Source organism: Streptomyces pactum, from assembly GCF_016031615.1.
Classification (GTDB): domain Bacteria; phylum Actinomycetota; class Actinomycetes; order Streptomycetales; family Streptomycetaceae; genus Streptomyces; species Streptomyces pactus.
The window spans coordinates 4,647,241-4,671,802 of record NZ_JACYXC010000001.1 but is presented as its reverse complement, the minus strand read 5'-3'; the positions used below and the strand labels follow the sequence as shown (position 1 = coordinate 4,671,802).

21 protein-coding genes are annotated in these 24,562 nt (G+C 74.2%); 7 read left to right on the top strand and 14 right to left on the bottom strand.

Annotated elements, in window-relative coordinates:
* Window positions 1-343 precede the first annotated feature (343 nt).
* Complete coding sequence (locus tag IHE55_RS18455) at window positions 344-1,705, top strand: LCP family protein (protein WP_307826729.1); 1,362 nt, start codon at window positions 344-346, stop codon at window positions 1,703-1,705.
* 95 nt (window positions 1,706-1,800) lie between these two features.
* Here IHE55_RS18455 and IHE55_RS18450 read toward each other — a convergent pair whose 3' ends face one another.
* Entirely contained in the window at window positions 1,801-2,343 is a 543-nt protein-coding gene (locus IHE55_RS18450; RefSeq protein ID WP_197990027.1) for an acyl-CoA thioesterase, read from the bottom strand.
* 132 nt (window positions 2,344-2,475) lie between these two features.
* On the opposite strand from IHE55_RS18450, the gene IHE55_RS18445 reads away from it, so the two are divergent.
* Both IHE55_RS18445 and IHE55_RS18440 read left to right on the top strand, forming a co-directional pair.
* Window positions 2,476-3,798, top strand: a complete 1,323-nt coding sequence (locus IHE55_RS18445; protein ID WP_197990026.1) for an LCP family protein — start codon at window positions 2,476-2,478, stop codon at window positions 3,796-3,798.
* Between the two features lie 180 nt (window positions 3,799-3,978).
* Window positions 3,979-5,319, top strand: coding sequence for a UDP-glucose dehydrogenase family protein (locus IHE55_RS18440; RefSeq protein WP_197992099.1), 1,341 nt, complete (start codon window positions 3,979-3,981; stop codon window positions 5,317-5,319).
* 76 nt (window positions 5,320-5,395) lie between these two features.
* On the opposite strand, the gene IHE55_RS18435 is transcribed toward IHE55_RS18440, so the two are convergent.
* The 3 genes from IHE55_RS18435 to IHE55_RS31470 form a co-directional block, all read right to left on the bottom strand.
* Window positions 5,396-6,694: a PP2C family protein-serine/threonine phosphatase gene (locus tag IHE55_RS18435; protein WP_197990025.1), complete on the bottom strand. Its 1,299-nt coding sequence runs from the start codon at window positions 6,692-6,694 to the stop codon at window positions 5,396-5,398.
* Window positions 6,691-7,494 (bottom strand): alpha/beta fold hydrolase, encoded by an 804-nt coding sequence (locus IHE55_RS18430; protein ID WP_307826892.1) that lies wholly within the window; start codon window positions 7,492-7,494, stop codon window positions 6,691-6,693. Before IHE55_RS18430 ends, IHE55_RS18435 begins: the two co-directional genes overlap by 4 nt.
* A gap of 233 nt (window positions 7,495-7,727) precedes the next feature.
* On the bottom strand, window positions 7,728-8,294 hold the full coding sequence (locus IHE55_RS31470; RefSeq protein WP_307826728.1) for a CGNR zinc finger domain-containing protein: 567 nt from the start codon (window positions 8,292-8,294) through the stop codon (window positions 7,728-7,730).
* 372 nt (window positions 8,295-8,666) lie between these two features.
* Between IHE55_RS31470 and IHE55_RS18420 the strand changes: the two genes are divergently transcribed.
* Window positions 8,667-9,038 carry a VOC family protein gene (locus IHE55_RS18420; protein ID WP_197990023.1) on the top strand — a complete coding sequence of 124 codons (372 nt, stop codon included), beginning with the start codon at window positions 8,667-8,669 and terminating at the stop codon, window positions 9,036-9,038.
* Between the two features lie 283 nt (window positions 9,039-9,321).
* On the opposite strand, the gene IHE55_RS18415 is transcribed toward IHE55_RS18420, so the two are convergent.
* The 3 genes from IHE55_RS18415 to IHE55_RS18405 form a co-directional block, all read right to left on the bottom strand.
* Window positions 9,322-10,509, bottom strand: coding sequence for a dipeptidase (locus tag IHE55_RS18415; protein WP_197990022.1), 1,188 nt, complete (start codon window positions 10,507-10,509; stop codon window positions 9,322-9,324).
* Between the two features lie 210 nt (window positions 10,510-10,719).
* Complete coding sequence (gene purE / locus IHE55_RS18410) at window positions 10,720-11,280, bottom strand: 5-(carboxyamino)imidazole ribonucleotide mutase (RefSeq protein WP_197990021.1); 561 nt, start codon at window positions 11,278-11,280, stop codon at window positions 10,720-10,722.
* Window positions 11,277-12,443 (bottom strand): 5-(carboxyamino)imidazole ribonucleotide synthase, encoded by a 1,167-nt coding sequence (locus IHE55_RS18405; protein WP_197990020.1) that lies wholly within the window; start codon window positions 12,441-12,443, stop codon window positions 11,277-11,279. The genes purE and IHE55_RS18405 overlap by 4 nt, the downstream gene beginning before the upstream one ends.
* A 183-nt stretch (window positions 12,444-12,626) precedes the next feature.
* Here IHE55_RS18405 and IHE55_RS18400 point away from each other — a divergent pair, with 183 nt between their 5' ends.
* On the top strand, window positions 12,627-13,181 hold the full coding sequence (locus IHE55_RS18400; protein ID WP_197990019.1) for a GtrA family protein: 555 nt from the start codon (window positions 12,627-12,629) through the stop codon (window positions 13,179-13,181).
* Between the two features lie 255 nt (window positions 13,182-13,436).
* Here IHE55_RS18400 and IHE55_RS18395 read toward each other — a convergent pair whose 3' ends face one another.
* The gene (locus IHE55_RS18395) at window positions 13,437-14,693 is read right to left on the bottom strand and encodes a sensor histidine kinase (protein WP_197990018.1); all 1,257 of its coding nucleotides are present in this window, start codon (window positions 14,691-14,693) and stop codon (window positions 13,437-13,439) included.
* 22 nt (window positions 14,694-14,715) lie between these two features.
* The gene (locus tag IHE55_RS18390; protein WP_197990017.1) at window positions 14,716-15,393 is read right to left on the bottom strand and encodes a response regulator transcription factor; all 678 of its coding nucleotides are present in this window, start codon (window positions 15,391-15,393) and stop codon (window positions 14,716-14,718) included.
* Between the two features lie 265 nt (window positions 15,394-15,658).
* Here IHE55_RS18390 and IHE55_RS18385 point away from each other — a divergent pair, with 265 nt between their 5' ends.
* Entirely contained in the window at window positions 15,659-17,188 is a 1,530-nt protein-coding gene (locus IHE55_RS18385; RefSeq protein ID WP_197990016.1) for an oligopeptide:H+ symporter, read from the top strand.
* 797 nt (window positions 17,189-17,985) lie between these two features.
* On the opposite strand, the gene IHE55_RS18380 is transcribed toward IHE55_RS18385, so the two are convergent.
* Complete coding sequence (locus IHE55_RS18380) at window positions 17,986-18,477, bottom strand: ATP-binding protein (protein WP_197990015.1); 492 nt, start codon at window positions 18,475-18,477, stop codon at window positions 17,986-17,988.
* A gap of 167 nt (window positions 18,478-18,644) precedes the next feature.
* Window positions 18,645-19,019 (bottom strand): STAS domain-containing protein, encoded by a 375-nt coding sequence (locus IHE55_RS18375; protein ID WP_197990014.1) that lies wholly within the window; start codon window positions 19,017-19,019, stop codon window positions 18,645-18,647.
* Window positions 19,020-19,270: 251 nt separating this feature from the next.
* On the opposite strand from IHE55_RS18375, the gene IHE55_RS18370 reads away from it, so the two are divergent.
* The gene (locus IHE55_RS18370) at window positions 19,271-20,176 is read left to right on the top strand and encodes an RNA polymerase sigma factor SigF (RefSeq protein ID WP_197990013.1); all 906 of its coding nucleotides are present in this window, start codon (window positions 19,271-19,273) and stop codon (window positions 20,174-20,176) included.
* A 224-nt stretch (window positions 20,177-20,400) separates the two neighbouring features.
* On the opposite strand, the gene hutI is transcribed toward IHE55_RS18370, so the two are convergent.
* The 3 genes from hutI to IHE55_RS18355 all read right to left on the bottom strand — a co-directional run bounded on the left by hutI (window position 20,401) and on the right by IHE55_RS18355 (window position 24,505).
* Entirely contained in the window at window positions 20,401-21,651 is a 1,251-nt protein-coding gene (gene hutI, locus IHE55_RS18365) for an imidazolonepropionase (protein WP_197990012.1), read from the bottom strand.
* Window positions 21,652-21,884: 233 nt separating this feature from the next.
* Window positions 21,885-23,252, bottom strand: coding sequence for a formimidoylglutamate deiminase (locus tag IHE55_RS18360; RefSeq protein WP_269671586.1), 1,368 nt, complete (start codon window positions 23,250-23,252; stop codon window positions 21,885-21,887).
* The gene (locus IHE55_RS18355; RefSeq protein ID WP_232266517.1) at window positions 23,249-24,505 is read right to left on the bottom strand and encodes an allantoate amidohydrolase; all 1,257 of its coding nucleotides are present in this window, start codon (window positions 24,503-24,505) and stop codon (window positions 23,249-23,251) included. The genes IHE55_RS18360 and IHE55_RS18355 overlap by 4 nt, the downstream gene beginning before the upstream one ends.
* Between the last annotated feature and the right edge of the window lie 57 nt (window positions 24,506-24,562).

Below are 24,562 nucleotides of genomic sequence, written 5' to 3'. Positions count from 1 at the left end.
CGGGGAGACGGGTCACGGCCCCGTGGCGGCAGCCGCCAACGCGGCAGCGCCTGAAGGGTGACGGGCAGGTATCACGCCCACGTTACCGCTAATGGTGGACACCGGAACGCCCCGGCCGGGTGGCAGTGGGGTCGGCCGGCGGCGTGGGGGTCCGCGGCGCTCATCGTATGGGCCTACGGTCGTCACGCCGTCCGCTCCCGCTCCCCGGAGGTCGTCCCGTGACCGCACCACCGGCCCGCACCCCGCGCCCCCCGGCCCGCCCCGCCGGTCCCCGACCGGCAGCCGCGCCCCGGTCCGCCGCGCCGCCGCCGCTGGGGGCCTGCGGCTGGCCACCACCCTGGCGGTGCTGGTGCTCACCACCGCCGGCGCCGGGCACGCGATGCTCACCGGGCTGGAGGCCGGGATCGAGCGGGTGGACGTCTTCGGCGGCCTCCCCGACCGGCCCCGGGACGGCGACGGGATGAACATCCTGGTGGTCGGGGTGGACGGCCGGGACCGGATCACCGAGCGGCAGCGCACCCGCTACCGGCTGGGCGGCGCGCCCTGCCACTGCACCGACACCCTCATGCTGGTGCACCTGTCGGCCGACCGGGACCGGGCGAGCGTGGTGAGCCTGCCGCGGGACTCCTACGCCCGCATCCCGGCGCACACCGACCCGGTCACCGGCAGGCACCGCCCGGCCCACCCGCAGAAGATCAACGCGGCGTACGCGGAGGGCGGCCCGCGGCTGACCGTACGCACCGTGGAACAGCTGACCGGCGTGCACATCGACCACTACCTGGAGGTGGATTTCACCAGCTTCATGAAGACCGTCGACCTGGTCGGCGGGGTGCGGATCTGCACCCCGCGCCCGCTGCGGGACAGCCACACCGGGCTGGACCTGCCGGCCGGCTCGCACGACCTCAGCGGTGGCCAGGCGCTCCAGTACGTGCGCTCGCGCCACGTGGACGGCGACTCGGACCTGGGCCGGATGAGCCGCCAGCAGCAGTTCCTGGCGGCACTGCTGCGCCGGGTCACCGACAGCGGGGTGCTGCTCAACCCGGTGAAGCTCAACCGGGTGGCCTCCGGCCTGCTCGACTCCGTCCGGGCCGACCACGGCTTCGGCGGCGACGAGCTGGTGGCGCTGGGCCGGGCGATGCGCGGGCTGGACCCGGCCTCGTCGGAGTTCGTCTCGGTGCCGCTGGACGACCTCGGCCACCAGGTGCCGGGGGTCGGCTCGACGGTGACCTGGGACCGGGCCAAGGCCGAGCGGCTGTTCCGGGCCATCCGCGAGGACCGTCCGCTGGCGGCGCACACCGGGCGGCGGTCGCCCGCGCCGGCGCTGGTGGAGGTGGCGCCCGCGCGCATCCGGGTGCAGGTGCTCAACGGGACCTCGGCCAAGGGGCTGGGCCGCCGGGTGGACCGCGAGCTGCGCGCGGCCGGCTTCGCCACCACCGGGACCCCGGCCAACGCCGCGGTCCGGGACGCCGGGCGCACCGTGATCGAGTACGACCCCGGTTGGGACCGCTCGGCGCGCTCGCTGCGGGCCGCGCTGCCGGGCTCCCGGCTGCGGCCGGTGGCGGGGCGGGGCCCGGTGATGCGGGTCACCGTCGGCGCGGAGCACCGTACGGTGCGGCGGGTCCGGGTGGACTCGCCGCGGGCGCGGGCCGACGGCAGCCGGGGCGCGGTCACCGGCGACCAGGTGGACTGCCCGCGGGAGCGGTGACGGCCGCGGGGTCGTCCCGGTACGCATGTCCGGCGGGGCCTGGCCCGGGTGCGGCGGCGGCGAGGCCCGGGGCGGGAGGGGGCGCGGGGCCGCCCTCAGTCGGTGATGCCCTCCGCGGCCCGCTTGGCGCGCAGCTCCTTGATCGCGCGGCGCCGCGCCAGCCGGTGCGTCCGGCGGATCTGTGCCTCCTGGTAGCGGCGCTTGTCCCGCTCGGTCTCCGGGATCACCGGCGGCACCGGCCGGGGCCGGCCCTCCTCGTCGACCGCGGCGAAGACCAGGTAGGCGCTGCCGACCTGGGTGGCGGGGGTGGACTCGTTCCACCGCTCGGCGAGCACCCGGACCCCGACCTCCATGGAGGAGCGTCCGGTCCAGTTCACCTGGGCGTGCACATGGACCAGGTCGCCCACCCGGACCGGCTCCAGGAAGACCATCTCGTCCATCGACGCGGTCACCGCCGGGCCGCCGGAGTGCCGGCCGGCTACCGCCCCGGCCGCGTCGTCCACCAGTTTCATGATCACGCCGCCGTGCACGGTGCCCAGCAGATTGGTGTCGCTCGCGGTCATGATGTGGCTGAGCGTGGTGCGGGACGCCGAGGTGGGCTTCCCGGGCGGTTGCTCAGGGGCAGGCTGCTCGATCATGCGTCCACTCTATGCGGGGCGAGAAACGCAAACGTACACACATCCGACGCGATTGCATCAGGTCTGCAACAGCACCGGCCCGATCCGGCACCCGCCCTCTACGCGCCCGGGCGCACCGGGCACACTCCTCCCATGAACGAGTGGCCCCAGGGGCGGTCCGACGCCGACGGAGAGAGGTACGGGCGAGGCAGCGGCAGTGCCGAGCCGGAGGGTGCGCGTGCCATGCCGTACGTGCGGCGTGACCCCGCGCGGGCGCGGCAGCGGCCGCCCGCGGAGCCGCCGCTGCCCCCCGGGCTGTCGCCGCACGGCGGCCCGGTGCCCCGGCAGCGCGACGGCGAGCGGCTGGGGCAGGACGGCTACGGCGCGGACGACGGGTACAACACCGGTCAGGTCTACGGCCGGGGTGCCGGACCGGGCGGCCCGGGTGGCCCGCAGGGCCCCGGCGCGCCCGGCGGGGCGCGGCCGGCCCGGCCGCGGCGTCCGGTGAACTGGAAGAAGCGGATCACCATCGGCCTGGTGTCGTTCGTGGCGTTCCTGCTGGTGGTCTCGGTCGCCACCTACTTCTGGGCGGACTCCAAGCTCAACCGCGACGTGGACCTGAGCAAGGTGATCGAGCGGCCGGAGGGCGGCGCGGGCACCAACTACCTGATCGTCGGTTCGGACAGCCGGGAGGGCATGTCCGACGAGGACAAGAAGAAGCTGCACACCGGCACGGTCGAGGGCAAGCGCACCGACTCGATGATGATCCTGCACGTCGGCGAGAACGGGAACACCATGATCTCGCTGCCGCGCGACTCGAACGTGAAGATACCGTCCTTCGTCGGCTCCGAGTCGGGCAAGACGCGCGGCCCGCTGGGCGAGAAGAAGCTGAACGCGGCCTACTCCATCGACGGCCCGCAGCTGCTGGTGCGCACCGTTGAGTACAACACCGGGCTGCGCATCGACCACTACGCGGAGATCGGCTTCGGCGGCTTCGCGGAGATCGTGGACGCGGTCGGCGGGGTCGAGATGGACATCCCCAAGGCGTTCAAGGACAAGAAGTCCGGCGCCGACTTCGAGGCGGGCAAGCAGACCCTCAACGGTGAGGAGGCGCTCGCCTTCGTCCGCACCCGGTACGCCTTCGGCAGCGACCTGGAGCGGACCAAGAACCAGCAGAAGTTCCTGGCGGCGCTGGCGAGCCAGACGGCGACGCCGGGCACCATCCTGAACCCGTTCAAGCTCTACCCGACCCTCGGCGCCGGTCTGGACACCCTCGTGGTGGACAAGGACATGGGCCTGATGGACCTGGCGGAGATGTTCTGGGCGATGAAGGGCATCACCGGCGGCGACGGCAAGTCGATGAACATGCCGATCTCCGGCGAGATCAACGGCAACCTGATCTGGGACGCGCCCAAGGTCAAGCAGCTGGTCGAGCAGCTGAACAACGACGAGAAGGTCACCGTCTCGGACAAGTGACGCATCCGCCGCCGGCCGCCCGGACTCCCCCGGGCGGCCGGCGGCGCGTTGTTCCGGCGGAGGGCGGCACCCGTGGGACGGACCGCCGGGGCCCGTCCGCCCCGCGGCGGGGGCCCGCCAAGGCCGCCCGGACTATGCTCAGGCAGCGCACCGCTGACCGTACCCACCATGGAGTTCCGCATGGCCCTGAAGATCACCGTGATCGGCACCGGCTACCTCGGCGCCACCCACGCCGCCGCCATGGCCGAGCTGGGCTTCGAGGTGCTCGGACTGGACGTGGTGCCCGCGAAGATCGAGATGCTCGCGGCGGCGAAGGTGCCGATGTACGAGCCGGGCCTGGAGGAGCTGCTGCGGCGGCACGTGGCCGGCATCGAGGGCTCCACCGGGCGGCTGCGCTTCACCACCTCCTACGAGGAGGCCGGCGAGTTCGGCGACATCCACTTCATCTGCGTGAACACGCCGCAGAAGCGGGGCGAGTACGCCTGCGACATGAGCTACGTGGACGCCGCCCTGGAGTCGCTGGCGCCGCGGCTGCGCAGCTCGGCGCTGGTGGTCGGCAAGTCCACCGTGCCGGTGGGCAGCGCGGCCCGGCTGGCCGCCCGGCTGGCGGAGCTGGCCCCGGCGGACGTGGAGCCGGAGCTGGCCTGGAACCCGGAGTTCCTGCGCGAGGGCTTCGCCGTGCAGGACACCCTGCACCCGGACCGGATCGTGGTGGGCGTGGCGAGCGAGCGAGCGGAGAAGCTGCTGCGCGAGATCTACGCCCGGCCGGTCTCCGAGGGCTCGCCGTTCGTGGTCACCGACTACCCCACCGCCGAGCTGGTCAAGACCGCCGCGAACTCCTTCCTCGCCACCAAGATCTCCTTCATCAACGCCATGGCCGAGGTCTGCGAGGCGGCCGACGGCGACGTGGCGAAGCTGGCCGAGGCGATCGGGTACGACGAGCGGATCGGCCGGAAGTTCCTGCGGGCCGGGATCGGCTTCGGCGGCGGCTGCCTGCCCAAGGACATCCGGGCCTTCATGGCGCGCGCCGGCGAGCTGGGCGCGGACCAGGCGCTGACCTTCCTGCGCGAGGTGGACTCGATCAACATGCGGCGCCGGGTGCACATGGTGGACCTCGCCCGCGGCGCGGTCGGCGGCAGCTTCCTGGGCAAGCGGGTCGCGGTCCTCGGCGCGACCTTCAAGCCGGACTCCGACGACGTCCGGGACTCCCCCGCGCTCAACGTCGCCGGGCAGATCCACCTCCAGGGCGCCCAGGTGACGGTGTACGACCCCAAGGGCATGGAGAACGCGCGGGCGCTCTTCCCCACCCTGGGCTACGCGCCCAGCGCGCTGGAGGCGGCGGCCGGGGCGCACGCGGTGCTCCACCTGACCGAGTGGCGAGAGTTCCGGGAGCTGGACGCGGCGGCGCTGGGCGAGGTGGTGGCCGACCGGCGGATGCTGGACGGCCGCAACGCGCTGGACCCGGAGCGCTGGCGCGAGGCGGGCTGGGAGTTCCGCGCGATGGGCCGCCCCCGGGCCTGACACCCTCGTCCGTGCCCGTGCCGGTGCCCGGTGCGGGGCGCACCGCTGTCCGGGTGGGGACCCGGCGCGCCCGCCCTCACCGCGTCGCGGAGCCGCCGGGGCGGGGCGGGTGCCGGACGCCGTCGCGCGGGGAGGCCGGCACCCCGATCGCCAGGACCGCGGTGTCGTCGTCCAGGCCCGGGCCGAAGCCGTCCAGCAGGCGGCGGACCGCGGCGACGACCTCCTGGGCGGTGGCCGGCGCCAGGCGTGCGGCGAAGTCCAGCAGCGCCTCGTCGCCGTAGCGCTGCCCGGTGCCGTGGATCCGGGCCTCGGTCAGTCCGTCGGTGTACAGGAGCAGCGAGTCGCCGGGGGCGAGGTGCACGGTGGTCTCGGCCATGTCGGCGTCGGGCACCACGCCGAGGAGCTGTCCGCCCGGGGTCTCCAGGAGGTGCGCGGTGCCGTCGGCGCGCAGCAGCAGGGCCGGCGGGTGGCCGCCGCCGGCCAGGGTGAGCCGGAAGCCGCCGCGGTCGGTGTCGGGGACGAGGGTGCCCATGATGATGGTGAGGAAGTAGGGTTCGCGGTCCTCGTTCTCGGCGGTGAGGACGGCGTTGAGGTGGCGGAGCACGGCGGCGGGGTCGGGGTCGTAGACGGTCCCCGAGCGCAGCGTGTAGCGGGCGAGCGAGGTGACCACCGCCGCCTCGGCGCCTTTGCCGCGCACGTCGCCCAGGAACAGGGCCCAGGCGCCGTCCGCCCGGGGGAAGAGGTCGTAGAAGTCGCCGCCCACCTCGTCCGGCGAGGCGATGCGGTAGAGGGCGGCCACGTCGAGTCCGGGTACCGGTTCCAGCGCCGGCGGCAGCAGGGTGCGCTGCAGGGTGGCGGTCACCCGCGCCAGGCGGCGGCGTTCGCGTTCGGCCTCGTGCCGGGCGCGCAGCAGCTCCTTCTCGTAGCTGCGGCGGTCGCGGGCGTCGAAGACGGTGCTGCGGATCAGCAGCGGCTTCCCGGCCGGGTCGGTCCGGACGACGGAGTTGACCAGGACCGGCAGCCGGCCGCCGCCGGCCGTCCGCAGCTCCAGGGCGATCGCCCGCACCTCCTTCTGCATCCGCAGCAGGGGCGCGAAGTGCGTCTCGTGGTAGAGCCTGCCGCCGACGGTGAGCAGGTCCGCGAACCGCTTCCGGCCCACGACGTCCTCGCGCCGGTGGCCCAGCCAGCCCAGCAGGGTGGCGTTGATCTTGATGATCCGCCCGTCGGGGAGGGTCGAGAGGTAGCCGCACGGCGCGTTCTCGTACAGGTCCTCGGCGCTCTCCTCGGCCAGCGCCTCCAGGGCCGCCGGATCGCCGTACCCGGACGCCGGGTCCGGATCCGGGTCGGGCCGGTGATCGTCGGCCGCGGAGGTCACCGGGTGTCCGCGGCGAAGTCGGCGATCGCGGCGGTGGTGGCCTCCGGGGCGCTCAGCTGGGGGCAGTGCCCGATGGCGTCCAGGGTGATCAGCCGGCTGCCGGGGATGTGCGTGTGCACGAAGGCGCCCACCTCCGGCGGCGCGATGGCGTCCTGCGCGCACTGCACCACCAGGGTCGGCACGGTCACCCGCTCCAGGTCCGAGCGGTTGTCGGAGAGGAAGGTGGTCCGGGCGAAGACGCGGGCCATGGCCGGGTCGGTACGGCAGAAGCTGTTGGTCAGCTCCTCCCCCAGCTCCGGGCGGTCCGGGTTGCCCATGATCACCGGGGCCATCGTGGCGGACCAGCCCAGGTAGTTGCTGTCCAGGGAGTCCAGGAGCTCGTCGATGTCCTCGGCGCTGAACCCGCCCCGGTAGTCCCGGTCGTCGATGTAGCGGGGGGACGGGGTGAGCAGCACCAGCTTCGCGAAGTACTCCGGCCGCCGGGCCGCGGCCAGGACACCGATCATGGCGCTCACGGAGTGCCCCACGAAGGTGAGCGGGCCGAGGCCGAGCGTCCGGCAGATCTCCAGCACGTCGTCGGCGTACCCGTCCAGCGTGGCGTACCGCTCCTCGTCCCACGCCGCCGGATCGGAGGAGCCCGCGCCCACGTGGTCGAAGAGGACCACCCGGAACCGTTCCGCCAGGGCGGGTGTCACCAGGCGCCACAGGTTCTGGTCACAGCCGAACCCGTGGGCCAGCATCACCACCGGGCCGTCCGTCCGGCCCGTGACCACCACGTGATTCCTGCGCAGGACATCCACATATCGTATTTTTTCACCCTTGTCGTCGATGGCATCTCCTGTTCCGACTGCTTCGCTCTGCACTGCTCTGCTCTGTCTCGTACCGGCCGCCACGTCCGCCCTTCGGGACGGGGGCGGCACGGGCACGTCGGTCCCGGCGGTCCGAAGCGTCCCGGACGGGCCGGCGGCCCCGGGGGGAGTTCTGCGGCGGCCCGGGCGACCGGAAACGCCGGGGACGCCGGGCGGGCCGGCCGTCAGGCGCCCCGGCGGGCACGGTTGGCGCGGTAGGCCCGCATCTTGGCGCGGCTGCCGCAGACCGCCATGGTGCACCAGCGGCTGCGCCCGGCCGGGCTGCGGTCGTAGTAGACCCAGCGGCAGTTGTCGGCCAGGCACGCCTTCAGCCTCGGCCAGGTGCCGTCGGCGACGGCGGTGGCGATCCCGGCGGCGATCTCGGCGGTGAGGGCCGCGGCCCCGGTCAGCCCGGCGGCCGGGCGCGGTGACGCGTTCCCGGCGGCGTCGATCGCCAGGACCAGCGGGGCGCCGGCGAGCAGGCGGTCCAGCACGGCGGTGGTTTCCGGCGGCACGTCCGTCCCGGTGTGCGCCAGGCAGACCGCGCGCAGCGCCTCCCGCAGCTCCCGGACGGCGGGGAGGTCCGACGGCCCCGGGCGGAGCCGGGCCAGCCCCTGCGCGGCGAGGAACCCTTCGAGCCCGTCCGCGGTGGCCAGCGCGTCCTGCCCGGACTCCACGTCCAGGGTGTTCACCAGGTCCTGGACCAGGGTGAGGGGGGCGGGGGCGGGGCTCCGGTGGCCGGGTTGCTGCACCTTGGCCAGGCTACCGGAGCCCCCGCCCCGGCGACCGCCGCGGATCCGGCCGCACGTCCGCCGTTGGCCGCGGGCGCCCGGAGGCCCGCGGCCGGTGCGCCCGGCCGGAACGGGGCCCGTGCCCTCCCCCGCGCGCCCCGCGGCCGGTGCGCCCGGGACCGGCCCGGTGCATCGCCGGGACTCATCTCCGCACGGCCGGGTACGCGGGGCCGGGTACGCGCGCCACGAGACACGGAGGGCCCCGGACGCCGCACATGCCCGGTACATTCCCGCATCGCCGGTTGCTGTGTTACCGGCAGGAGGGGATGATGAGGTAACGAGTTACCGGCTGGAATCGGGTACCGGTAACAGCGACGTGGAAGGAATGAAGACATGGCCATCGCCACCCTGGGCGTGACGGTTCTGGACTGCCCGGAGCCCCGGAAGCTCGCCGGGTTCTACGCCGCGGTGCTCGGCGGCACCGTGGAGGGCGAGCGGGAGGACTGGGTCGAGGTGCACGGGCCCGGTGGCCGCGGGCGGGTGCTCGCGTTCCAGCGGGCGGAGGGGTACGTACCGCCCCAGTGGCCGAGCGAGGAGCACTCCCAGCAGCTCCACCTCGACTTCGACGTGGAGCAGGAGCGGCTGGAGGAGGCCGAGCGCGAGGTGCTGGCGCTCGGGGCGAAGCTGGTGCAGGGCGACGAGGGGAAGCGGGACTTCCGGGTCTACCTCGATCCGGCGGGCCACCCGTTCTGTCTCTGCTTCTGACCGACCGCGGCGGGCCCGGGCGGAGCCGTACGCGACGGCCCGCGGGCGGGGCCGCATGCGAGCGGCGGGGCGCCGGTGCCGTGCCCGGCGGGTCCGTCCCCGGCGCAGCCGGCAGGGCCGTACCGGCTCATCCGGCTCATCCGGCACGTCCGTACGCCGGCGGCCCCGGCCGCGGTGGCTCGGGCAGCCGCCGACCGGGGCCGCCGCATGCGGCCGGCCACGGGCGCGAGCGGCAGCCGGTGGCGGCCGGCCGCCACCGCGCCCCGGGCGCGGCGCGGGCGCCTCAGCCGTCGAGCTGGTCGATGGTGGCGATGGACGGCGCGGTGGTGGCCCGCAGGTCGCGCGCCACGGCCTCCGCGTCGCGCAGCACCCGCACCGCGTTCTTCCAGGTGAGCTTGGCCAGGTCGGCCGGGGACCACTTGCGGTCCAGCAGCTCGGCGACGAGCCGGGGGTAGCCGGCGACGTCCGGGAGGTCGGCCGGGGTGAAGGCGGTCCCGTCGTAGTCGCCGCCGACGCCGACGTGGTCGATGCCGGCGACCTCGCGCATGTGGTCGAGGTGGTCGGCGACGGTCGCGGCGGTGGCGAGCGGGCGCGGGTTGGCCTCCTCGAACGCCCGGTGGACGGCCATCGCCTCCGCCGTGGTGTCCAGCGGGTGGAGCCCGTGCGCCTGCATGTTCTCGTCCGCCGCCCGCGTCCAGGCCACCGCCTCGGGGAGGACGAACTTCGGCACGAAGGTGGCCATCGCCACCCCGCCGTTGGCGGGCAGCTGGGCCAGCACGTCGTCCGGGATGTTCCGCGGGTGGTCACAGACGGCGCGCGCCGAGGAGTGCGAGAAGATCACCGGCGCCGCGGAGACCCGCAGCGCGTCCCGCATGGTGCCGTCCGCGACGTGCGACAGGTCCACCAGCATGCCCAGCCGGTTCATCTCCCGGACGACCTCCTCGCCGAAGCGGGTCAGCCCGCCGGCCCGGGGCTCGTCGGTGGCCGAGTCGGCCCAGGGCACGTTGTCGTTGTGGGTCAGGGTCATGTACCGCACGCCCAGCTCGTACAGGGCGCGCAGGGTCGCCAGTGAGCAGTTGATGCTGTGCCCGCCCTCGGCGCCCATCAGCGAGGCGATCCGGCCCTCGGCGCGGGCGGCCTCCATGTCGTCGGCGGTGAAGGCCGGCCGGAGCTGCTCCGGGTGGCGCTCGGTGAGCCGCCGGACCACGTCGATCTGCTCCAGGGTGGCGCTCACCGCGTCGTCGCCGCCCATGTCGGCGCGGACGTAGACCGACCAGAACTGGGCGCCCACCCCTCCGGCCCGCAGCCGGGGCAGGTCGGTGTGGAGCCGCCCGCTCTGGTCGGCGCCCACGTCGAGCCGGTCGAGGTCGTAGCGGACGTGCTCCCTGAGGGCCCACGGGAGGTCGTTGTGGCCGTCGACCACCGGGTGGGCCGAGAGGAGTGCGTGCGCCTGTGCGAGAAGATCGGTCATCGGCCCATCCTCGTACGGGCCCCGGGTGAAGTCACGCGCCCACCGCGGCCCTCCGGCGGCGGGCCGCCGCCCGGGTACCGGAGCCCCGTCCCCGGCACCGCCCCGGACCGTCCCCGCACAGTGCCGTCCCCGGGCCGTCCGCGCACGGCACCGCCCCCGGCGCGGCCGGGCGGGGCCGGCGCCGGGGGCGGTCGGGTCGCGGGACGGGGCTCAGCCGGAGAAGCCGAACCGGCCGGCGCCCTCCACCTTGGAGCGCAGCCGCTTGCCCTTCTCGGTGGCCTGCTCGTTCAGCTCGTCCTGGAAGTGCCGCATCCGCTCCAGCAGGTCGGCGTCGTGCGTGGCGAGGATGCGGGCGGCCAGCAGGCCGGCGTTGCGGGCACCGCCCACCGAGACGGTGGCCACCGGCACCCCGGCGGGCATCTGCACGATCGACAGCAGCGAGTCCATGCCGTCGAGGTACTTCAGCGGGACCGGGACGCCGATCACCGGCAGCGGGGTGACCGAGGCGAGCATGCCGGGCAGGTGGGCGGCGCCGCCCGCGCCCGCGATGATCACCTTCAGCCCGCGGCCGGCCGCGCCCTCGCCGTAGGCGACCATCTCGCGCGGCATCCGGTGCGCCGAGACCACGTCCACCTCGTAGGCGATCTCGAACTCGTCCAGCGCCTTGGCCGCGGCCTCCATGACCGGCCAGTCGGAGTCGGAGCCCATGACGATGCCGACGACGGGCTGCGGGCGGGGCGACGGGTGGGGGCTGCGCGCGTCGGCACTCATTCGGTGATGGTCCCTCTGAGGTAGTCGGCGGCGTGCCGGGCGCGTTCGCGGACGTCGGCCAGGTCGTCGCCGTAGGTGTTGACATGGCCGACCTTACGGCCCGGCTTCACGTCCTTGCCATACATGTGGATCTTCAATTGCGGATCGCGGGCCATGCAGTGCAGGTACGCCTGGTACATGTCCGGGTAGTCGCCGCCGAGCACGTTGCACATCACCGTCCACCTCGCCCGCGGCCGCGGGTCGCCCAGCGGCAGGTCCAGCACCGCCCGGACGTGGTTGGCGAACTGGGAGGTCACGGCCCCGTCCTGGGTCCAGTGGCCGGAGTTGTGCGGGCGCATCGCCAGCTCGTTGACGAGGACGCGGCCGTCGCGGGTCTCGAACAGCTCCACCGCCAGGTGGCCGATCACCCCCAGCTCCTGGGCGATCCGCAGCGCCATCTGCTGCGCCCGGGCGGACAGCTCCTCGGGGAGGTCCGGCGCCGGGGCGATGACGGTGTCGCACACCCCGCCGGTCTGGATGGACTCCACCACCGGGTAGGCGACCGCCTGGCCGTGCGGGGAGCGGACCACGTTGGCGGCGAGCTCGCGGGCGAAGTCCACCTTCTCCTCGGCGAGCACCGGCACCCCGGCGCGGAACGGCGCGGCGGCCTCCTCGACCGAGTGCACCACCCACACGCCCTTGCCGTCGTAGCCGCCGCGGACGGTCTTGAGTACCACCGGGAAGCCGTCGCCGGGCTCCGCCGCGCCGCCCGGGACGCCCTCGGCCGCGAAGGCGGCCACGTCCGCCGGGTCGCGCACGATGCGGTGGCGCGGGCAGGGCACCCCGATCTCGGAGAGCTTCGCCCGCATCACGCCCTTGTCCTGGGCGTGCACCAGCGCGTCGGGGCCGGGACGCACCGCGATGCCGTCGGCCTCCAGGGCACGCAGGTGCTCGGTGGGCACGTGCTCGTGATCGAAGGTGATCACGTCACAGCCTTGTGCGAACGCACGAAGGGTGTCCAGGTCGCGGTAATCGCCGATGACGACGTCGTTCACCACCTGGGCCGCGGAATCCTGCGGGGTGTCGCTGAGCAGCTTGAACCTGATGCCGAGCGGGATGCCTGCCTCGTGGGTCATACGGGCGAGCTGGCCACCGCCGACCATGCCGACTACCGGGAAAGTCACCCCACCAGAGTAAACGCCCGGCGAACCGGCACCGGGCCCGCCCTTGGAGGATCCTCCAGCACGGTGGGCGGGGCGGGGGGCCGGGGAGCCACCCCCCGCTCCGGCGTCGCCAGGGCACCGGGCGGGGCGGCTGGTTAGCATGGTCCGAGTTGTCACCAGCGATGGACGGGGCTGAGCGTCACCATGAGTGAACGGCGCACACTGCGCGCACAGGTGGAGCAGCTCGTCCGCGAGGTGGCCAAGTTCGGCGCGGTCGGCGGCATGGGCGTCCTGGTCAACCTGGGCGTGTTCAACCTGCTGCGGCACACCACCGAGCTGCCGATGGTGCGGGCCGGCATCGTGGCCACGGCCGTCGCCATCGTCTTCAACTACCTGGGGTTCCGCTACTTCACCTACCGCGACCGGGCCAAGAGCGGCCGGACCCGGGAGATGTCGCTGTTCCTGCTGTTCAGCGGCGTGGGCCTGGTGATCGAGAACGGGCTGCTGTTCACCACGACGTACGGGTTCGGGTGGGACAGCCAGCTCCAGAGCAACGTGTTCAAGTTCGTCGGCATCGGCATCGCCACCCTGTTCCGCTTCTGGTCCTACCGGTCCTGGGTGTTCCGGGCGCTGCCGGTCCCGGAGGAGGGCCCCGCCGGGGGCGGCACCGCCGGGCGCGAGCCCGCCGCCCCGCTGCTGGCCACCGGGCCGCGGCCGGCCCACCGCCCGGCCGCGGCCGGGGCGGCCGACGAGCAGTAGCGCCCGGCCGGCGGCGCCCCTCGGGGGCCCGCCGGCTTCCGCGCCCGCGTCCGGACGTAACCCGCCGGGCCGCACGCGGGCCGTACCTCGGGCCTCGGGCCGGGTGCGGGACACGGGCGGCGGCGGGTCCCTGGTTCGAACCGCGTCAGCGGGGCGGCGGACACCCGGCTCACCCCAGCCGGCCGGCGGCGGACGCCCGGTTCCCCGCGTCGGCCCCGCGGCGGGGCGACGCGGGCCCCCTGGTTCACCCCGCGTTCACCCCGCGTCGGCGGGCGGCGGGTCCCCGGCCCGGCTGAGGAACAGCGCGAAGACCGGCGGGTGCGGCTGGAGCAGCTCCAGGCGTCCGCCGTCGGCCTCCGCCAGGTCCCGGGCGACGGCCAGGCCCAGGCCGGTGGAGTTGCGGCCGCTGACGGTGCGCTCGAAGACCCGGGAACCCAGGTCGGCCGGGACCCCCGGCCCCTCGTCGGTGACCTCCACCACCGCCTGGTTGCCGGTGACCCGGGTGCGGATGGCGACCGTGCCGTCGCCGTGCATCAGCGAGTTCTCGATGAGGGTGGCCAGCACCTGGGCGACCGCGCCCGGGGTGCCGACGGCCCGCAGCCCCGGTGCGCCGGAGCGGACGATGGCCCGGCCCTCGCTGCGGGAGGCCGGCCGCCACTCCTCGATCTGCTGCTTGACCACCTCGTCGAGGTCGAAGCTGACGGCGGAGCCGGTCCGGGGGTCGCGGGAGTTGGTCAGCAGCCGCTGCACCACGTCGGTGAGCCGCTCGACCTGCGTGAGCGCGACCGTGGCCTCCTCCTTCACGGTGTCCAGGTCGTCGGTGAGGGTGATCTCCTCCAGCCGCATGGAGAGCGCGGTCAGCGGGGTGCGCAGCTGGTGGGAGGCGTCCGCGGCCAGCCGCCGCTCGGCGGTGAGCATCCGGGCGATCCGCTCCGCGCTGGCGTCCAGCACATCGGCGACCCGGTCCAGCTCGGGCACCCCGTAGCGGCGGTGGCGCGGCCGCGGGTCCCCCGATCCCAGCCGCTCGGCGGTCTCGGCGAGGTCGGTGAGCGGCGCGGAGAGCCGGCGGGCCTGGCGCACCGCGAGGAGCACCGCGGCCAGCACCGCGAGCAGGGCGACCGCGAGGATGATCAGCAGGGTGCGGCCGACCTCCCGGGTCACCGTGGAGCGGGACGCCTGGACGGTGACCGTCTCCCCCTGTTCACCGGCCCGGGTGGCGGAGATCACGCTGCCCGAGGGCCGCTCGCCGATCTCCACCCGTTTGTCGCCGGGCATGTCGATCCGCGCGTAGCGGCCCTCCTCCACCTGGTCGCGGAGCACGCCGGAGGTGATGCCCTCGCCGCCGATCAGCCGGCCGTCCACGATGCTGACCAGCCGGACGGCGTCGGACTCCACGCTCTCCTGGGCGCTGTTCTCGATGGTGCGGGTCTCGACGATCACCAGGGAGACCCCGAAGACGGCGATGACGACGAGCACCACGGCGAGCGTGGAATTGATCAGACGACGGCGCATGGCACCACCGTCTCAGGCCGGGTCAGTTTTTCTCGAACCGGAAGCCGACGCCGCGGACGGTGGCGATGTAGCGGGGGTTGGCCGCGTCGTCGCCGAGCTTCTTGCGCAGCCAGGAGATGTGCATGTCGAGCGTCTTGGTGGAGGACCACCAGGTGGTGTCCCACACCTCGCGCATCAGCTGGTCGCGGGTGACCACCCGCCCGGCGTCCCGCACCAGCACCCGCAGCAGGTCGAACTCCTTCGCGGTGAGCTGCAGCTCCTCGTCGCCCATCCAGGCGCGGTGCGACTCCACGTCGATCCGCACCCCGTGGGTGGTCGGCTGCTGCTGGGGGTCGACCGCGCCGCGCCGCAGCAGGGCCCGTACCCGGGCGAGCAGCTCGGCGAGCCGGAACGGCTTGGTGACGTAGTCGTCGGCCCCGGCGTCGAGCCCGACCACGGTGTCCACCTCGTCGGCGCGGGCGGTGAGCACCAGGACGGGGAAGCCGTGGCCCTCGTTGCGGAGCCGGCGGCAGACCTCCAGCCCGTCCATGCCGGGCAGCCCCAGATCGAGCACGAGCAGGTCCACACCGCCCTGCAGGCCGGTGTCGAGCGCACCGGGCCCGTCCTCCCGCACCTCGACCTCGTACCCCTCGCGGCGCAGGGCGCGGGCGAGCGGCTCCGAAATGGACGCGTCATCCTCGGCGAGCAGTACTCGGGTCATGGAGTGATGGTAGTCCGGCCGGGTATACGCCCGGAGGGCGCACTCCGCCAGTCACGTAACGTGAACAGTTGCAGGGAACACCCGTGACGTATCTCTCATGGGGCCCAATTCGGCTGATGGCGTGGCTTATCGTGACGGCACGTCTGTAGTAGCACTACCCGGGGACCTTTGGCTCGCACGACGCGCCGGAGGTCTTCTTTGTGCCAGGAGCCGTGCTGATTCCACCCCCGGGTGGATGCAGAGCGACCGATCGAAGGAATCACCCATGGCGTCCAGCCTGACGAAGGACGGCGCGGGCCGGGGCAACCCCCAGGCCGCGACCAAGACCTTCTTCGGCCACCCCCGCGGACTGGCCACTCTCTTCATGACCGAGATGTGGGAGCGCTTCAGCTTCTACGGCATGAGGGCCCTGCTCGTTCTGTACCTGATCTCCGGCGGCCCCGACGCCGGCGAGAACAGCCAGGGCGGCGGCCTGGGAATGAGCGAGACCAACGCGGTCGCGATCTACTCGGTCTACCTCGCCATGGTCTACCTGCTCGCCATGCCCGGCGGCTGGTTCGGTGACCGGGTCTGGGGTCCGCGCAAGACCGTCGCCGTGGCGGCGGGCATCATCATGACCGGTCACCTGGCGCTGGCCCTGCCCGGCGAGGCGATGTTCTTCGTCGGCCTGGCGCTGGTGGCGCTCGGTTCCGGCCTGCTGAAGGCCAACATCTCCACGATGGTCGGCCACCTCTACGACGGGCCGGACGACCCGCGCCGCGACGGTGGCTTCACGGTCTTCTACATGGGCATCAACATCGGTGCCTTCGCCGCCCCGCTGGTCATCGGCACCGTCGGTGAGCAGGTCAACTGGCACCTGGGCTTCGCCCTGGCCGCCGCGGGCATGGCGCTGGGCCTGATCCAGTTCCTGGTCGGCACCCGCCACCTGTCCCCGCGCTCCAGCCAGGTCCCCACGCCGCTGACCGTCGAGGAGCGCAACTCCTGGCTGCGCAAGGGCCTGCTCTGGCTGGCCGTCGCCGTCGTCTTCTACACCGTGGTGGGCGTCTCCGGGCACTTCACCCTCAACTGGGCGCTGGTCCCGATCACCATCGCGGGTCTGCTGATCCCGACCGGTGTGCTGGTCCGCATCAAGCGGGACAAGGACCTGTCGGCCGCCGAGCAGAAGCGGATGACCGGGTACATCTGGTTCTTCGTGGCCGCCGCCATGTTCTGGATGATCTACGACCAGGGCGGCTCGACGATGTCGGCGTTCGCCGACTCCAAGACCGCGGACAGCGTCTTCGGCATCCACTTCCCGGCGTCCTGGTTCCAGTCGGTCAACCCGCTGTGGGTGATGGCCCTGGCCCCGGTCTTCGCCTGGATCTGGCTGGCGCTGGCGCGGCGCAACCGTGAGCCCAACACCACGGTGAAGTTCGCCATGGCCCTGTTCCTCATCGGCGCCTCGTTCTTCATCTTCGTGATCCCGATGGGCATGGCCGAGAACGGCGACAAGGTCAGCCCGATGTGGCTGGTCTCCATCTACATGATCCAGACCATCGGTGAGCTGTGCCTCTCCCCGGTCGGCCTGTCGGTGACCACCAAGATGGCGCCGGCGAAGTACGCCAGCCAGATGATGGGCGTGTGGTTCCTCGCCGTCACCGCGGGTGACTGCACCACCGGTCTGCTCTCCATCGCGGGCGTGGACCTCAGCGGGCAGGGCATCCTCGCCCTGGAGGCCTCGCTGGCGGTGCTGGCCGGCTTCGCGGTGTGGATGTACCGCAAGAAGATGGTGGAGATCCTGGGCGACGCCCACTGAGGTGGCGGCGGTCCCCGGCGGCGGCCGCCGCACGGGACGGGACCGCCGTCGCCACGACCGGAGGGCCCGGCGCGGAACACCGCGCCGGGCCCTCCGGCGTTCCCGCCTCCCCGGGGGGGGCCGTGCCGGGTGCCCGGTGCCGGGTGCCGGGGCTCGCGGGTGGCCGGGGCCGGCCTCGGGAGTCCGGGCCGCCTCGGGGTCTGGGTCGGTGTCGGGGGCCGGGCCGCCGGGAGGACCCCGGACCGTGCCGGGCCGGGGGCGCGGGGGCCTGGCACCGCGCCTCCGGGGCCGGGAGGCGCCCGGGAGGCCCAGATACCGGCGGGGGCGGGTCCGGGGACCGGCGAGGGCCCGGCAGGGCATCGGGACGGGTCAACGGCGTACGGGGCGGCGGCCGGTGCCCGGGGCCCCGCCCGCGTGATGGTGCGTGGTCGCGGAGGCGCGGGCGTGAGGTCCGGAGCAGTGCACAGCGTGTCGGGCGCGCCCGAGTGGCGCGGCCAGGTGGGTACGGGCGTCGCCCCGGGGCGCACGCCGCGAACCGGGCGCCCGGGCGCGCACGGGCTCGGGGAGGGACGTACGCCGAAGAAACGCGTCGCGCGAGCGGTGACGGACGGGACGGGAGCCGGGCGCCGGGCACGAGGCGGGCCGCCGGCCGGGCGGGGCCCGCCGGACAGGGGCGCCGGGTGCGAACGGTCCCGGGCAGGGACGTGCACCAGGAACGCACGCCAGCGCGGGACGGGCGCCGGCACGGGACACGCGTCAGCGGACGCGCGCCCCCGCCGGCGGGCGCGCGACGGGTGTCAGGCGGGTGCGGCCAGCTCGGCCCAGACCGTCTTGCCGGTGCCGTCGGCACTGCGGAGCACGCCCCAGTCCAGACAGAGGCGCTGCACGATGAACATGCCGTGGCCGCCGGGGCGGCCGGCGCGGTGCGGGGTGCGGGGGGCCGGGGTGCCCGCGCCGAGGTCGGAGACCTCCAGGCGGAGCACCTTGCCCTGGTAGCTGACCCGCAGCTCCTCCGGTCCGCCGGCGTGCAGGCAGGCGTTGGTGACCAGTTCGGACACGACGAGCAGCACGTCCTCGGCGGCGGCGCGCTGATCCGCGGTGGCGGCCGGCAACCAGCCCCACTCGCGCAACGCCTCCCGTGTGAAGTCACGGGCGCTGGGGACCACGGCCCCGGCCCCGGCGAGCCGGAGTCGGCGGGACTGGCCGGCCGAGGGCGCGGACGGCCCAACGGCGGCGCCGTCCGAGTCCGGGCCGAGGTCGCCCGGTGGGTACGGCCGCGTGGTGCTCATCAGCGCTTCACCTCACCGATTCACCGATTCAGGGATCAGAAATGTCGGACATGACTCTTTTGTTCCGGTCCATGTAAACCGGTCCAGGTGTCTCCTGCCCGCCCGGGGCCCGGCGACACCCGCTACTTGGGGCCGCGCCCCGCGTCCGGAGCAACCGGTGACATACGTCACGGCCCTTCGTCGAGTGCGGCGTCGAGGGAGTCGTGGACGGTGAAGACCGCTTCCGCCCCGGTGATCTCGAAGACCCGGGCGACGACCGGACGCATACCGGCGAGATGGACCCCGCCCCCCTCGGCCTCCGCCTTCAGGCGGGCGCCCAGCAGGACGTTGAGTCCGGTGGAGTCGCAGAAGTCGAGCTTGGAGCAGTCCACCACCAGACGGACCCGCCCCTCCTCGACACTCTTCTCCAGCGGCTCCCGCAACACCTCCGCGGTGTGGTGGTCCAACTCACCCACCGGGGTCACGACCGCGCTCGCCCCATGGTGCCGAACGTCGACCTGGAGTCGGCCTCTGCTCGTGCTGCCGACCATCCCACGGTCCATGTGCGCACCTCTTCTGGCGTCTCGTGGTTGTCGATTGCGCGCATCGAACACTACGCCTTCGCCACCGTCTCCGGTAGCCGAACAATTCCTATACTTCGCCAAATACGGACATCTTGGACTTGCCATTGGCGGGTGAATCCCTGTAGGCGTAGTGAACACACACCCGACCCAGTCGGCTTTGGAGGCGCCGCTCACCGCAGGAAGACTTATGGCTTCGGCTGCCATATGCCGAGAACTTTGGAGGAGACACCATGTCACCCCAGCTCGACGAATCGCGCTCCTACACCCTGGAGGACTTCGCCTCGTCGATCCCCTCGCACGAGGAACCCACCCTGCCCGGACAGGCCGGACCGCTGGACGACCTGCCCGAGATCCCGCCGTACGACGAGGTGGGCGCGGTGGATGCGAGGGCACTGTCGAAAACGCTCTTCGAGCGCCTGGAGGCGCTGGAGGAGGGGACGCACGAGTACGCGTACGTCCGTAACACCCTGGTCGAACTGAATCTCGCACTGGTGAAATTCGCCGCCTCCCGGTTCCGCTCCCGCAGCGAACCGATGGAGGACATCATTCAGGTGGGCACCATCGGTCTGATCAAGGCCATCGACCGCTTCGAGCTCAGCCGTGGCGTGGAATTCCCCACCTTCGCGATGCCGACCATCATCGGCGAGATCAAGCGGTTCTTCCGGGACACCAGTTGGTCGGTGCGGGTACCGCGCCGACTGCAGGAGCTGCGACTCGACCTGGCCAAGGCCGGGGACGAGCTGGCCCAGCAGCTGGACCGCGCGCCGACCGTCGGCGAACTGGCCGAGCGGCTCGGACTGTCGCACGAAGAGGTCGTCGAGGGCATGGCCGCGAGCAACGCGTACACCGCGAGCTCGCTGGACGCCCAGCCGGAGGAGGACGACGGCGAGGGGGCCCTGGCGCACCGCATCGGCTACGAGGACCACAGCCTCGAAGGCATCGAGTACGTCGAGTCGCTCAAGCCGCTGATCGCCAAGCTCTCGTCCCGTGACCGCAAGATCCTGTCCCTGCGGTTCGTGGCGAACATGACGCAGTCCGAGATCGGTGAGGAGCTGGGCATCTCCCAGATGCACGTCTCCCGGCTGCTCTCCCGGACGCTGGTACGGCTCCGCAAGGGGCTGCTGGTCGAGGAGTGAACGCTCCGTCCCGCCCCCCGCGAGGGCCCGCCCGGTTCGTTCCGGCGCGGGCCCTCGGTGCGTACCGGGGCTGCCGGGGGCCTCAGGTCCGGGGCGCGCGTACGGGTTCGTCAGAAGTTCGTGCCGGGGCGGGCCGGGGCTCGCCCCCCGGAGCGCGTACGGGGCACGTCCCGGGGCGCGCGCGGCCCGGCCGGCGCGCGGCCCGGGCGGCGCGGGCCCTGGGGTCAGCCGGTGCCGTGGCCGAGCACCCCGTCCTTCCACACCGCCGCGACCAGCGGGACGCCCGGCCGGTAGGCGAGGTGGACGTGTGAGGGGGCGTCGAGGAGCGTCAGGTCGGCGCGGGCGCCGGGGGCGACCCGGCCGACGTCGGTGCGGCGCAGCGCGGCGGCGCCGCCGGCGGTGGCCGCCCACACCGCCTCGTCCGGGGTCATCCCCATCTCGCGGACCGCGAGCGCCACGCAGAACGGCATCGAACTGGTGTAGGACGACCCCGGGTTGCAGTCCGGCGAGAGGGCGACCGTGACCCCGGCGTCCAGCAGCCGGCGGGCGTCCGGGTACGGGGAGCGGGTGGAGAACTCCGCGCCCGGCAGCAGGGTGGCGACGGTCGTCCCGTTCGCCAGCGCGTCCACGTCCTCGTCGGTGAGGTGGGTGCAGTGGTCGGCCGACGCGGCGCCCAGCTCCACCGCCAGTCGCACCCCCGGCCCGTACGAGAGCTGGTTGGCGTGGACCCGGGGCACCAGGCCGCGGGCGGCTCCGGCGGTCAGAATGGTCCGGGCCTGGTCGCCGTCGAACGCGCCCTGCTCGCAGAAGACGTCGATCCACCGGGCGCGCGGCGCGCAGGCGTCCAGCATCGGACCGGTGACCAGGGCCACGTAGTCCTCCGGGCGGTCGGCGAACTCCGGCGCGACGATGTGCGCGCCCAGATAGGTGACCTCGTCGGTGTGCGCGGCGGCGATGTCCAGGGAGCGCGCCTCGTCGTCGACGGTGAGCCCGTAGCCCGACTTGATCTCGATGGTGGTGGTGCCCTGGCGGAACGCCTCCCGGACGTGGCGGCCGACGGTGTCCGAGAGCACGTTGCGGGACGCGGTGCGGGTGGCGGCGACGGTGGTGCGGATGCCGCCCGCGGAGTAGGCGCGGCCGGACATCCGGGCGTTGAACTCCTCGGTGCGGTCGCCCGCGAACACCAGGTGGGAGTGGGAGTCCACGAAGCCGGGGAGCAGCGCCCGGCCCTGGGCGTCCACCCGGTTGTCGGCGGCGGGCGCCCGGTCCGACGGGCCCACCCAGGCGATGTGTCCGCCCTCGATGACGACCGCCGCGTCCCGGACCAGGCCCAGCGGGCCCGCGCCGAGCGAGGGGTCGTTGGTGACCAGGGTGCCGATGCCGGTGACGGCGGTGGTGGTCCGGGGCCGGGGCCGGTGGGCGCGGGCCGGCGCGCCGAGCGGGGGTGTGGTCGTGCGGGCGGGGCTGGGGGTCATCGCGGGGTGCTCTCCTTCCCGGGCCGCCGGGGCGCCGGGTTGCTCGGGTCGGGTTGCTCGGGTCGGGGTCGCGGTACGGGCGGCGGTGGGGTGCCGGGTGCGGGCGGGCCGGGCGGCGGGCGGTGGGCAGAGGCCCGTCCGGCCCCGTCCGGCGGGACAGGGCGGTCCGGCGCGGGCGGGGCCGTACGGCGGGGGTACGGCCGTCCGGGAGGGCACGGCCGTACCCACCCGGCTCAGTCGTGCAGCGCCGCGATGGACGCGGACAGCTCCCGCGCCACGTCAAGCACCAGCAGGTGGTGCCCGTCGCGCACCACCTGGCGGCCGGCGACCACGGTGTGCCGGACGTCCGCGGCGGTCGCCGCGAACACCGCGGTCTCCACCGCCAGCCGGGGCGGCGGGCCCGCGGTGCGCACCGAGTCCAGCGCGACGGTGGTCAGGTCGGCGGGCGCGCCGGCGGCTATCCGTCCGGCGCCGTCCCAGCCGAGTGCCGCGTGTCCGCCGGCGGTGGCGGCGGTCAGCAGCCGGGCCGCCGTCCAGTGGCCGCGGGTACGGGCGTTCAGCCGCTCGTTCAGCTCCATGGCGCGGGCCTCTTCGAGGAGGTCGATCACGGCGTGGCTGTCGCTGCCCAGGCTCAGCGGGCTGCCGGCGGCCGCCACCCGGGGGGCCGGTCCGATGCCGTCGGCCAGGTCGCGTTCGGTGGTGGGGCACATGCACACCCCGGTGCCGCTGCCGCCGAGCAGCGCGATGTCCTCGTCGGTGAGGTGGGTGGCGTGCACGGCGGTGGTCCGGGGGCCGAGCACGCCGTGGTCGGCGAGGAGCCGGGTGGGGGTGCGGCCGTGCGCCGCGCGGCAGGCGTCGTTCTCGGCGGTCTGCTCGGACAGGTGGACGTGGAGCGGCGCGGCGCGGTCGGCCGCCCAGCGGGCCACGGTGGCGAGCTGGGGGGCGGGGACGGCGCGCACCGAGTGGACGGCGGCGCCGATCCGGGCGTGCGGGCGGCCGGTGAGCGCGGCGGCCCGTTCCGCCCAGGCGTCGGCGGTGCCGTCGCTGAAGCGCAGCTGCGGCCGGGTGGGCGGCTCGCCGAACCCGGCGGAGAGGTAGGCGGTGTCCAGCAGGGTGATCCGGATGCCGGCCTCGGCGGCGGCCTCGATCAGCGCCTCCCCCATGGCGTTGGGGTCGGCGTAGCGGGTGCCGCCGGGCGCGTGGTGGACGTAGTGGAACTCGCCGACGCAGGTGATGCCGGCCAGTGCCATCTCCGCGTAGACGGCGCGGGCGAGGGTGAAGTAGCTGTCCGGCGTGAGCCGGGACGCCACCTGGTACATCACGTCGCGCCAGGTCCAGAAGGTGCCGGAGCCGGCCTGCACGGTGCCGCGCAGCGCGCGGTGGAAGGCGTGCGAGTGGGCGTTGGCCAGGCCCGGGACGGTCAGGCCGCGCAGCGGGACGGCGCCGGGCGGCGGGGTGGCCACCCCGCCGGTCACGGCGGCGATCCGGCCGTCCGCGCCGGTCTCCACCAGCACGCCGGACTCGACCCGGCCGGCCGGCTCCCCGTCGGCCGGGCCGGCGGGCAGCCAGGCGTGTTCGGCCCAGTAGGTCTGCGCGGTCAGCTGCACGCCAGGCCCTCCAGTACGTCGGCGAGCGCGGTCACCCCGGCGAGGCAGTCGTCCTCGGCCGCCGTCTCGGCGGGCGAGTGCGAGACGCCGGTGGGGTTCCGTACGAAGAGCATCGCGGTGGGCACGGACCCGGAGAGGATACCGGCGTCGTGCCCGGCGCCGGTGGGCAGCACGGGCGCGTCGCCGAGCAGCGCGGCGAGCCGGTCGCGCAGCGCGTGCCCGAACTCCACCACCGGGGTGAAGGACTCGCGGACCACGTCCACCGCGACCCCGTCGCGCTCGCCGCGGCGCCGCGCCGACCGTTCGATCTCCGCGACCACCGCGTCCAGGGTCTCCTGGTCGGCGGCGCGGGAGTCCAGCCAGCCGCGGACCAGGGAGGGGATGGCGTTGACGCCGTTGGGCTCGACCGCGACCTTGCCGAAGGTGGCGAGCGCGCCGGCCAGCCGGGCCTTCTTCCGGGCGGCGAGCACGGTCTCGGCGTAGGTGAGCATCGGGTCGCGCCGGTCCTCCAGCCGGGTGGTGCCGGCGTGGTTGGCCTCGCCGCGGAAGTCGAAGCGCCAGCGGCCGTGCGGCCAGATGGCGGAGGCGATGCCGACCCGGTGGCCGGACAGGTCCAGGGCGCGGCCCTGTTCCACGTGCAGCTCGACGAACGCGCCGATCCGGGCGAGCCGTTCGGGGTCCGGGCCGATCGCGCCGGGGTCGTACCCGGCGCGCTCCATGGCCTGCGGCAGCGTCACCCCGTCGGCGTCCTTCAGCCGGTGGGCGGCCTCGGGGGTCAGTTGTCCGGCGGCCAGCCGGGAGCCGACGCAGGCGAGGCCGAAGCGGGCGCCCTCCTCGTCGCCGAAGTTGACCACGGCGAGCGGGCGGGCGGGCCGGGCGCCGCGGGCCCGCAGCTCGTCCAGGGCGGCGAAGGAGGACACCACGCCCAGCGGCCCGTCGAACGCGCCGCCGTCCGGCACCGAGTCCAGGTGGGAGCCGGTGACCACCGCGTCCCCGGCGGCCGGGTCGCCCAGCCAGGCCCACTGGTTGCCGTTGCGGTCCACCTCGTAGCCGAGGCCGCGGGCGCGCGCCTGGTCGCGGAACCAGTCCCGGCACTCGGCGTCGGCGGCGGTCCAGGCGTAGCGGCGGTAGCCGCCGGTGCCGGCGTGCCGGCCGACCGGCAGCAGCTCCCGCCACATCGCGTGGAAGGAGGCCCCGGCGGAACCGGCCGTGCCGGGCGCTCCGGGCGGGACGGCCACCACCACCATTCCCAAGGAGCTGTACGAGGCGGCGTCCATGGACGGGGCGGCGGGCCCGGCCGGCTG